The following is a 10326-nucleotide window of genomic DNA, read 5'->3' as shown; positions in this document are numbered from 1 at the left end:
GCCTGCCACGTCACGCCGCGTTCGTGCAGGATCCGGCGGACGGTCTCGACGCTGATGGTCGTGACGTGGCCGGCGGCGATGAGGTAGTCGCGCAGTTTGGTCAGGGACCAGCAGGAGAAGGGTCGGCCGAGGAAACGGGGGTCGCACCGGGCGATGACGCAGATCCAGTCGCGGGTCTGCTCATCGATCCGTCTCGGTGCGCCCCCGCTCCATTTTGGGTCCAGGGCGTCGAACCCCCGATCGTTGAACGCGTGGATCACGTCGCGGACGTAGTCCTCGCTGGCCTTGAGCAGATGAGCGATGTCCGGGGCCGGCTGTCCCTGGGCGGACATCAGCACCACGATCGCCCGCCGCAGCTTCACCGGGTCCTTCGCCGTCCGAGTGATCCGCTGCAACCGTTGACCCTCGACCATCGACACCTGCCGGACGAACACCTCCGGGCGCCTACCCACGCCACCACCTCCCAGACCAGAAACGATGGGAGACAGCCTGCCCGACACATCCTCAGAACCAACGGATTACACGATCAACGTTCAAAGACGAGGCACTAGTTGTGCTGGGGACGGGCCGGGAATATCAGTCGCCCCTCCCGAGGTTCAGAGCTAGCGTGATCGCCATGTTCGGCACCGTCGGCTCCGTGCGGCCCGCAGGTTTTCACCTGCCGGCTGCCGCTGACGTGTGCGCATGGCTGGCTGATACCCGAGGCTGACCCTCCTCCCGCTCCGGCAGAACCACGGAGGAAGGTGGCCCGGTGGTCCGGCGCGCTGGTGAGCGCGCCGTGACATGCGGTTCTGGCGCGGTTTCTCGCGGAGTGGCATCCGCCCGCGTTCGTCGTCCGCCAATTCGTCTCCAGTGTGGAGCTCATCATGGCCAAGAGCCAATTCGTGCGCGCGAATCCACACCTCAACATCGGCACGATGGGTCACGTCGACCACGGCAAGACGACCCTGACGGCCGCCATCACCAAGGTCCTCGCCGACCGCGACCCCGCCGTCAACCGGTTCGTGTCCTTCGACGGCATCGACCGGGCGCCGGAGGAAGCGGCGCGCGGCGTCACCATCAACATCGCCCACGTCGAGTACGAGACCGAGACCCGGCACTACGCCCATGTGGACATGCCCGGCCACGCCGACTTCGTCAAGAACATGATCACCGGGGTGGCGCAGGTCGATGGCGCGATCCTGGTTGTCTCCGCGCTTGACGGGGCGATGCCGCAGACCCGCGAGCACGTGCTGCTCGCTCGGCGGGTCGGCGTGCCCTACCTGGTGGTGGCGATGAACAAGGCCGACGCCGTCGAAGACCCGGAACTTCTCGACCTGGTTGAACTCGAGATGCGGGAGTTGGTGTCCGAGTACGGGTTCCCCGGAGACGAGGTTCCGGTCGTACGGGTGTCGGCGCTGCGGGCCCTGGAGGGCGACCCACGCTGGGTTTCCTCCGTCATGGAGCTGCTCGACGCGGTCGACCGGTACGTCCCGGTGCCACCCCGCGAACTCGGCGAGCCGTTCCTCATGCCGATCGAGAACGTGCTGACGATCTCCGGCCGGGGGACGGTGGTGACCGGCGCTGTCGAGCGGGGCGTGCTCCGTATCGGCGACCCGGTCGAGGTGGTCGGTCTCAGCCCAACCCTGTCCACTGTGGCCACTGGGCTGGAGACGTTCGGCAAGTCCCTGGCGACCGCTGAGGCCGGGGACAACGCCGCCGTGCTGCTGCGCGGGGTCAAGCGTGACCAGGTGCAGCGGGGTCAGGTGGTGGCGCTGCCGGGCAGCGTCACGCCGCACCAGCGGTTCCGGGCCAGGCTCTATGCGCTGACCACCGCCGAGGGCGGGCGCCACACACCGTTTCTCGCCAACTACCGGCCGCAGTTCTACTTCCGCACCACCGACGTGGTCGGGTCGGTAGACCTCGGTGATCTGACGATGGTCCTGCCGGGTGACACCGTCGACCTGTCGGTGGAGCTTGGCAGGCCGATCGCGATGGATGTCGGGCTCGGCTTCGCCGTCCGGGAGGGCGGCCGTACCGTGGCCGCCGGCACCGTGACCGAACTACTCGACTGAGCTACGTGGCAGGGCCCCTTGCCGGCAAGGGGCCCTGCCACGTACGGCCCTGCTCAGCTGCGCTGGCCGAGCCCTCCGTAGGACCGACTCAGTGGCACTCCACCGGCCTGTCCCTCGCGGTGAACGCCGCAGCGAACCGCTCACCTGCGGGTCAGTACCCGCTCAGCAGCGCACACCGTACCCCGATCTTCGGTTTCCGTGTCTCTCGCAACTCGGAAACCTGGACGGGGTACGGCGTGCGCTGTTGATCAGGTTCGAAACCCTCCGACGAGAACGTCACGAGGGCGCCATCGTTGGCTACCCGCGAGCTGCGGCCCCCGAGAGCGCGGACGCGGATCGAACGGCCGGCGAGTGCGGTGTACGCGTGGGGCCGCTGCGTCGGGTGCGCACCCAGACCACCAAGGCGGTGATGACGACAACTGCGCTGGGAACGAGGACACCGATCGTCGCGGCGCCCGCTGCGCGATCCGTGACGACGTTGGCGATATCGGTGCGCAGCGCAGCATCGAACACGAAGGACAGGGTGTTGTACCCCGCGTGTAGCACCACTGCGATCTCGATACCCCCGCTGCGCCAGGTGATGAGCGTGAGCCCGATGCCGAAGATCAGGTGCCAGAGGTTCAGCCAGATGTCGGTCGACAGGTGGACGACCGCGAAGGCAACGCTGGAAACAAGCACACCGGCGGCGAGGCCCGTCCGCGCTCCGCGCGTCCAGCCACTGGCGACGCGGAAGATGAGCCCACGGAACCCGTATTCCTCACCCGCGGCCTGCAGGGGCGTGAGCAGGAGCGTGGCGAGGAGTATCCACAGGACGTCGGTGTAACTCCATTCGGTCTGCGGCAGCGGGACCCAGTAGTGGAACGCCATGACGGCAACCCACGCGGGGGTTATCAGAAGCAGCGCGCGCCCGAAGATGTCGAACCGGAACCGCGAGATCACCGAGTGCAGCGACGGGCCTCTCACGCCGTAGAGCCACCGCTGGATGAGCATGCTCCACGGGATGATCAGTGCGACGGAAACCATGCCGGCGGTGTGCATCAGAGGCGTCCACTCGGTGCGGCCGTCGGTGTCGACGGCGGAATCCACGAACGCCGCCATCAGGCTGAGAGCGTGTTTGAGAAGGTCTGTTGTGGACGGCGTGTTGGCATAGCGCCGAGGATCTTCAGCGGGCAGGGTGGCTCGGGTGTCTGCTCGTCGTGGCTACCCCTCGGACCTGACCGATGCCCAGTGGGCGCTGATCGAGCCGCTGCTGCCGGAGCCGAACACGGACGGTCGGCGGGAGAAGCACCCGCGGCGGGAGATCGTCAACGCGATCCTGTACGTCGTGCGGTCCGGGTGCCCGTGGCGCTACCTGCCAGCTGACCTGCCGCCCTGGCAGACGGTGTACTGGTACTTCACCCGGTGGGAAGAAGCCGGCGTGACAGAGAAACTCCTGGCCACGCTCCGGATCAAGGCCCGGGTGCAGCAGGGCCGAGCCCCGGAGCCGTCGGCGGGGATCATCGACTCCCAAAGCGTGAAAGGCGCCGACACCGTGGGGCCGGGGCAGCCGAGGCTACGACGCGGGCAAGAAGATCAACGGACGGAAGCGGTTCATCATCACCGACACCCTTGGCCTGCTGGTCACCGTGACCGTCCTGGCCGCGAGCTGGCAGGACCGCGACGGCGCCAAGACCGCCCTGCTCAGCGCCTACATGACCGCCTCGATCCGGCACGTCTTCGCCGACCAGGGATTCACCGGACGACTCGTCGACTGGACCCGCGACACCCTGCGCACCACCCTCGAGATCGTCCGCAAACCCGCCGACCAGCGCGGCTTCGCCGTCCACCCCCGCCGCTGGGTCGTGGAACGCACCCTGGCCTGGCTCACCGCCTGCCGCCGGCTCGCCCGCGACTACGAACGCCACCCAGCCGTCTCCGAAGCCCTCATCCGCTGGGCCGCCATCGCCGGCATGACACGCCGCATCAGCCGCGGCCAACCCGCACGACGTCAAGCCCGTCGCACCTTCACCTGGGTCTAATCAACCCATCTCAAACACGCTCTGAGAGCGACGCCGGACAGCGTCATCCCGCCGATCAGAAGCACGATCGCGAGGATCCCACGACCGATACGACGTCTCTCCCCGGCCAGCACCCTGTGGTACTCGACATCGTGCGGAACGGTATGCGTTTGCTCGGTCATGGCTCACGCCACCTCGACGACGTAGGTGAGCGCGGCCCACGCCAAGAGGGTGCCAAACGTCGTCCAGATGACGATGGAGATGGCCTGCCAGAGCAGGACCCACCGGCGTGGAGTTCCGCCGCCCACGAGGATCGCCGACATGATCTGGGTCGGAATGGCGAGAGGACCGAGGATGCTCACGCCGGGGACGCCGAAACGCACGAGCCATCTGTTGAAGCGCCGACGCCCCTTCGACTCCGGCTTCGTGGCTGCCGTCTCCTGGTACGTCTCCCCGAGGGCGCTCGATCGCGCTCCTGCGCCTCCGCCCACCCCGACCAGGCTGTCTCGGCGATCGACGATGGTCGTCCTGGCGCGTGAGGTGACCGCGACGACCAGCAGCACGCACAGAAAGTTCCCCGCGGCTGCTGCGACGCCTGCGACAATCGGATGGAGACCACCGGCTATGCCGATGATGGCCGCTCCCTCACCTTCGACGAACGGGATCGCGCCCGCCAGCATGACGATGAACGGCTGGACGATCCCGGGCACTTGGGCGACGAGCTCCTGGAAGTTGCTGATGAGCTGCTCGATGGGACTCATGTCTGGTCCTCACTTTCCTGTGATGTGGGTGCGTCGTGTGGCGGCGCGGCAGTCCTCGCCGTCGAGGGAGTCACGAAAGGTGCGCAGGTGGCGTTGACCTCGCCTGCGTGCGTCCAGAGCGGCCAGAGGTGGTGAACCAGCGCGGACCGTTGCCTAGGTGGATCACAGGGTGGTCTTGTCCTTGTCACGGGCGGGTCGACGAGGCGAGTGGTCCGATGGCGATGCGGTGGAGATCGTCGATGTCAGCGCAGTGCGCCACGACGGGTGGACCGGAATCGCGTTGTCCAACGCGTCCATGGCGGTGCGCTCGTGCGCACGGACCAGGCCCTTCGCCGCGGACTGGAGCGCTTCCCTGAAGGATCGGGCGCTCTGGAACCGGTCCTTTCGGTCCTTGGCGAGCGCCGTGAGGAGAACCGCGTCAAGCGCCGGAGTCACCTCGGTGCGGTAGGCACTGGCGCGCGAGGGCTCCTGGTGCACGTGCTGATAGGCGACGGCAACCGGGTTGTCACCGACGAAGGGCGGCCGTCCGGTCAGCAGCTCGTAGAGCAGGCAACCCGCGGAGTACAGGTCGCTGCGGGCGTCGGCGACCTCACCGCGCACCTGTTCGGGAGATAGGTACTGGGCGGTTCCGAGGAGTTCGTGGGTCTGCGTTGCCGGGGCGGCACCACCCTCGACACGCGCGATGCCGAAGTCCACGACCTTGATTGCGCCGTCGAGAGTGACCATGACGTTGGCGGGCTTGATGTCGCGATGGACAACGCCTGCACGATGGCTGAACTCGAGTGCCGACAGGACCGCTATCTGATGCTGGATCGACTCCTCCAGCGTGAGCGCGCCCTCGCGGAGTCGGGCCCCCAGCGACTGGCCGGCGACGTACTCCATGACGATGTACGGAACGATCGGCTCGTCCGCCCGGCTGCCTTCGACGTTCTCATGTCCGACGTCATGAACGGCGACGATGCCGGGGTGATTGAGGCGGGCGACGGCCTGTGCTTCCCGCCGGAACCGGGACCGGAACAGCGGATCGCGGGCTAGCTCTGCGCGGAGCACCTTGACCGCGACCCAGCGCTTGAGCCGGATGTCACGAGCCAGGTGAACAACGGCCATGCCGCCCCTGCCCAGGACGTCGCAGAGCTCATAGCGTCCGCCAAGCACACGATCCGTACTCATGGGTCCTCCCAACTTTCTCGTTGTCGGTGCGTACCGGGAACGGGTTCGACGTCTGGTCTTCAGACGCCCGCCACGGGCTCCGGAGTCCATCAACTCCGGGTACGCCGGGTCCGGATGCCCGATCCTGGCGACGTCATCAGGCTCGCACCGCAGGCCGAGCCCTCGCGTCGGTCACCACCACGTAGGTCCTCACGGCCCAGCGCCACCGAGAACCACTGAGGTGGCAGGTGCTAACTTGCAGCTTCCGCACTTCGCATCAGGGACGACTACGGTGTCGGCTACTTACATCTGGCGCGTTGACGGGAGGCACAACGTGACGGATCTCGTAGGCCGGCGTTCAGAGCGTGACGCGGTCGAGAAGCTCCTCTCTCTGGCTCGGTTCGGGCGCAGCGGCTCTCTCGTGGTGCGCGGAGAAGCCGGCATCGGGAAGACCGCCCTGCTCGAGCACGCCCACCAGACGGCACTCGCCTCGGCCTTCCGGGTGGAGCCCTTGGCCGGCGTCGAGTCCGAGACGCAGTTCGCGTTCGCTGGGCTGCACCAGTTGTGTGCTCCCCTGCTGGAACGCACCGGCACGCTGCCCGAGCCGCAGCGGACCGCCCTTGGGGTGGCGTTCGGACTCCACGCTGGCGCCGCACCGGACCGGTTCCTGGTCGGGCTGGCCGTCCTCAACCTGTTGGCCGAGGTCGCCGAGGAACAACCGCTGCTGTGTCTCGTCGACGACGCGCAGTGGCTGGATGAGGCTTCGGCGCAGGTCCTGGCCTTCGTGGCCCGACGGGTGGGAGCCGAAAGGTTGGCCCTCCTGTTCGGGGTGCGCGACTCCGACGACGGCGACCGCCTTCCGTTCGCCGGGTTACCAGAGCTGGGCCTGGAGCGGCTCGGCGCGTCCGATGCGCGGGTACTGCTCAACGCTGCGGTACGCACACCGCTGGACGAGGGTGTGCGCGAACGGATCCTCGCCGAAGCGGGCGGCAACCCGTTGGCGCTGCTGGAGCTGCCCCGCAACGTACGGTCGCCGTACTGGGCCGGCGGGTTCGAGCTGCCCGACGCGCTGAGCGTCCCGCGGCGCCTGGAGGAGAGCTTCCGACGCCGGTCAGCGAGCCTGCCCCCGCAGACGCAGCTGCTGCTGCTGGTCGCCGCGTCCGAGCCGACAGGCGACGTGGCCCTGCTGTGGCGTGCGGCCGCGCACCTGGGCCTGGCTCGCGAGGTTGCGACACCCGCGGAGGTCGCCGGGCTGCTGGAGATCGACGTCCGGGTACGGTTCCGTCACCCGCTGGTGCGGTCCGCCGTGTACCAGGCGGCCACCCTCCCGAACCGTCGCCGCGCCCACGGCGCGCTGGCCGAAGCAACCGACCCACAGGCCGACCCTGATCGCCGTGCCCGGCACCGCGCACAGTCGGTGCCCGGAGCTGACGAAGAGGTAGCTGAAGGGTTGGAGCGCTCGGCCGATCGGGCGCGTGCCCGCGGGGGCCTGGCCGCCGCGGCCGCGTTCCTGCAGCGCGCAGCCGAGCTGTCCCCTGAGCCCGGCGCCCGCGCGAGGCGGGCGCTTGCGGGCGCGCACGCCAAGCACGAGTCCGGTGCGCCCGAGGCCGCCCTTGAGCTGCTGGCGGTCGCGGCTGTCGGGCCTCTGGACCCTCTGCCACGCGCCCGGCTGGAACTGCTCCGCGCCCAGATCGGGTTCCACCTGACACGAGACAGCGACGTGCCACGGAGGCTGCTGGACGCGGCCAAGATGCTCGCCCCGCTGGACACCGCGCTCTCCCGCGAGACCTATCTGCACGCGCTGGATGCGGCGGTCATCAACGGCGGCGACGACGCGACGCACATCGCCGCAGCGGCCCTGGACGCTCCTCCAGCCGACGTGCCGGCTCGGTCCATGGACCTGCTCCTCGACGGCCTCGCGACGGCTCTGACGAGGGGATTCACGGCGGGAGCACCCGGGCTACGGCGCGCCATTGAAGCGATTCGCGACAGCTCGTACGACGGTGCTGGGCGGGACCCTCACAGCGACCGTTGGCTGTGGCTGGCCGGCCGCAGCGCAGTGGCGATATTCGACGACGAGCTGCTTTACCTCCTGGCAAGCCGCAACGTCCAGTTGGCTCGTGAGGCCGGCGCGCTGGCGACGCTCCCCACCGCGCTGAACCTCTTCTCGATCACATCGGTCCTGATGGGCGAGCTCGCCCTAGCCGAACAGCTCGCCGCCGAGGCGGATGCGATCATGCAAGCCACCAGCGGCGTGGAGCTGCGGCATGCTCGCGTCATCCTGGGCGGCTGGCGTGGCGACCAGGCCGAGACCACAGCGCTCAGCGCCAGCACCGCCCAAGACGTCGCCTATCCCGACGGGAGCACTGACGCGTCCCAGGCCCAGTACGCGATGGCGGTGCTCCACAACGGGCTGGGGAACTACTCGGTGGCCCAGGAGGCTGCGGCCCAGGCTTGCACGTCGCGTGAAATGCCAATCATCGGCGCGAGCCTCACGGAGTTCATAGAGGCCTGCGTCCGTGCGGGGCAGCCGGAGCGCGCGACCCAGGCGATGGAGCAGTTCGACGCCCGGGCTCGCGCTAGCGGCACGTCGTGGGCGCTGGGGCTGGCGGCGAACTCACGGGCGCTCATGAGCACCGGATCGTCGGCCGAAGATCAGTACCGTACGGCGATCAAACACCTCGGGAACAGCCGGATGCGCGGCTACCTCGCCCGCGCCCACCTCGTCTACGGTGAGTGGCTACGTCGTGAGGGCCGCCGCCGCGACGCCCGAGATCAGCTCCGCACCGCCCACCAACTCCTCACCGACATGGGAGCGGAGGCGTTCGCGGCCCGCGCCGCACGCGAGCTGCGCGCGACCGGCGAGCACCCCAGCACGCGATCCGCGCAGCCGACCGACGAACTGACTGCCCAGGAGCTGCACGTCGCGCGCCTGGTGGCCACCGGAGCGACATCTCGTGAGGTCGGCGCGCAGCTGTTCCTCAGCCCTCGGACCATCGAGGCCCACTTGCGCAACATCTTCCGCAAGCTCGGCATCACCTCACGCCGTCAACTCAAGGAGCTGCACCTTCCCTGACCGGGCGGGCGCGGGCATCACGAGTATCGGTGATTTCTACCGACGCGAAGCCGCACCGCTGCTGCGAGCCTGATGAGATGCTCCAATCCGAATCGCCCTTCCCGGCAGGCACATCCTTCGTCCTTGAGGAAGCGCCAGTCGTCACCACGCTCCAAGCGCCGCATGGCGGCCCAATCGGACCGCGATGAAGGTCTTCATCCTGGGCATCAGTGGCGCCGTGGGCAGATTGCTCGCCGATGACCTGTCCAAGCGCGGCGACACCGTATCCGGCTTGGTGCGTCGGGACGAGCAGAAGTTCGAGCTCATGAGGCGGGGCGTCCACGCATCCGTAGGTCAGCTCGCGGACATGACCGTGGACTCCCTGGGATCGATGCTCCGTGGGGTCGATGCAGTGGTGTACACAGCGGGATCGAACGGCGGCGCCAGGGATGTCACGGCAGCGATCGACGGCGAAGGCGTCATAAGAGTTCTTGAGGCCACAACTCTGGCGGGGGTGCACCGCTTCACACTGGTGTCCGTGATGCCCGAGGCCGGGCGCGACCAGGACCTCAGCGACGACGAGGAATTCTACTTCGCGGTCAAAAAGATCGTCGATGTCGTGGTGAGTCAGAGCCACCTCGACTGGCTGATCCTGCGGCCGTCGATGCTGCTTAACCGGCCGGGAACCGGCAGCGTGTCCCTCGGCCCAGCCCAGCCGCACGACGAGATCGCGCGCGAGGACGTCGCCGCCACGCTAGCAGCGCTGCTCCACGAACCACGGATCCGGCGTCAGATCCTCGAACTCACTCAAGGATCAACGCCGATCGCCATCGCCGTCAGCGCGAACCTCCCTTGACGATCCCTGCACCGCCCCCGCACAGCTCGGCCACTCCAGCAAGGAGGTCGACGCCACGTGCTACATCGCCAAACCCGCCCAAGCCCCGGACGTGTCAGACGTCCTTGAACGACTTGCACCAACCGCCCTCAGCACGAGGGCGAGCAGCAGCCCGATGATCGCGCCGTCGCTGTAGCCGACGATGTGCGCCGATTCGAGGTCAACGGCATCGAGGTAGGCCAGCGTGTCGGCAACCCCGCGCGCGTACCCGTACTCCCCTTCGATGTCGGCCGACCGGCCGTGCCCGGGACGCTCGAAGGCGAACACCCGGTGATCCGGCAGGAGCGCGTCGGCCTGCGACCGCATCGACTCGAGGGAGCAGAAGCCACCGTGCAGCATAAGGACGGGATCGCCCTCGCCGGCGACTTCCGAATACAGGTCGACATCGCCGATCCGAAGGTAGCCCATCTGCTCC

General features: G+C 68.2%; 8 protein-coding genes and 1 pseudogene. 4 read left to right on the top strand and 5 right to left on the bottom strand.

The features are described from left to right. A partial coding sequence (locus ACFY2Q_RS28650; protein ID WP_387135632.1) for a transposase occupies window positions 1–452 on the bottom strand: 452 nt, incomplete at its 3' end. A gap of 414 nt (window positions 453–866) precedes the next feature. On the opposite strand from ACFY2Q_RS28650, the gene tuf reads away from it, so the two are divergent. Next, complete coding sequence (gene tuf, locus ACFY2Q_RS28645) at window positions 867–2054, top strand: elongation factor Tu (RefSeq protein WP_387135630.1); 1188 nt, start codon at window positions 867–869, stop codon at window positions 2052–2054. A gap of 297 nt (window positions 2055–2351) precedes the next feature. On the opposite strand, the gene ACFY2Q_RS28640 is transcribed toward tuf, so the two are convergent. Beyond that, window positions 2352–3152 carry a CPBP family intramembrane glutamic endopeptidase gene (locus ACFY2Q_RS28640; RefSeq protein ID WP_387135628.1) on the bottom strand — a complete coding sequence of 267 codons (801 nt, stop codon included), beginning with the start codon at window positions 3150–3152 and terminating at the stop codon, window positions 2352–2354. A 76-nt stretch (window positions 3153–3228) separates the two neighbouring features. Between ACFY2Q_RS28640 and ACFY2Q_RS28635 the strand changes: the two are divergent. Then, a pseudogene (locus tag ACFY2Q_RS28635) lies at window positions 3229–4072 on the top strand (IS5 family transposase). A gap of 164 nt (window positions 4073–4236) precedes the next feature. Here the strand turns inward: ACFY2Q_RS28635 and ACFY2Q_RS28630 are convergent. Together ACFY2Q_RS28630 and ACFY2Q_RS28625 are read right to left on the bottom strand one after the other, a co-directional pair. Further along, complete coding sequence (locus ACFY2Q_RS28630; RefSeq protein ID WP_387135626.1) at window positions 4237–4812, bottom strand: hypothetical protein; 576 nt, start codon at window positions 4810–4812, stop codon at window positions 4237–4239. A 162-nt stretch (window positions 4813–4974) separates the two neighbouring features. After that, window positions 4975–5982, bottom strand: a complete 1008-nt coding sequence (locus ACFY2Q_RS28625) for a protein kinase (protein ID WP_387135624.1) — start codon at window positions 5980–5982, stop codon at window positions 4975–4977. A 313-nt stretch (window positions 5983–6295) separates the two neighbouring features. Between ACFY2Q_RS28625 and ACFY2Q_RS28620 the strand changes: the two genes are divergently transcribed. Then, window positions 6296–9037: an AAA family ATPase gene (locus ACFY2Q_RS28620; RefSeq protein ID WP_387135622.1), complete on the top strand. Its 2742-nt coding sequence runs from the start codon at window positions 6296–6298 to the stop codon at window positions 9035–9037. A gap of 184 nt (window positions 9038–9221) precedes the next feature. Then, a complete protein-coding gene (locus tag ACFY2Q_RS28615) occupies window positions 9222–9872 on the top strand; it encodes an NAD(P)H-binding protein (protein WP_387135620.1) in 651 nt (216 codons plus the stop codon). A 60-nt stretch (window positions 9873–9932) separates the two neighbouring features. Here ACFY2Q_RS28615 and ACFY2Q_RS28610 read toward each other — a convergent pair whose 3' ends face one another. Continuing rightward, window positions 9933–10319: an alpha/beta fold hydrolase gene (locus ACFY2Q_RS28610; RefSeq protein WP_387135618.1), complete on the bottom strand. Its 387-nt coding sequence runs from the start codon at window positions 10317–10319 to the stop codon at window positions 9933–9935. Window positions 10320–10326 lie beyond the last annotated feature (7 nt).

It is taken from the genome of Micromonospora sp. NPDC000316, from assembly GCF_042898885.1.
In the GTDB taxonomy this organism is placed as follows: domain Bacteria; phylum Actinomycetota; class Actinomycetes; order Mycobacteriales; family Micromonosporaceae; genus Micromonospora.
The sequence above is the reverse complement of the archived record's forward strand: the minus strand, read 5'-3'. Positions and strand labels throughout refer to the sequence as shown.

Bases quoted from the DNA above. Each gene is read 5' to 3' on its own strand.
- tuf (WP_387135630.1), top strand. From the start codon at position 867: ATGGCCAAGAGCCAATTCGTGCGCGCGAATCCACACCTCAACATCGGC.
- ACFY2Q_RS28640 (WP_387135628.1), bottom strand. From the start codon at position 3,152: ATGGCGGCGTTCGTGGATTCCGCCGTCGACACCGACGGCCGCACCGAG.
- ACFY2Q_RS28630 (WP_387135626.1), bottom strand. From the start codon at position 4,812: ATGAGTCCCATCGAGCAGCTCATCAGCAACTTCCAGGAGCTCGTCGCC.
- ACFY2Q_RS28625 (WP_387135624.1), bottom strand. From the start codon at position 5,982: ATGAGTACGGATCGTGTGCTTGGCGGACGCTATGAGCTCTGCGACGTC.
- ACFY2Q_RS28615 (WP_387135620.1), top strand. From the start codon at position 9,222: ATGAAGGTCTTCATCCTGGGCATCAGTGGCGCCGTGGGCAGATTGCTC.
- ACFY2Q_RS28610 (WP_387135618.1), bottom strand. From the start codon at position 10,319: ATGGGCTACCTTCGGATCGGCGATGTCGACCTGTATTCGGAAGTCGCC.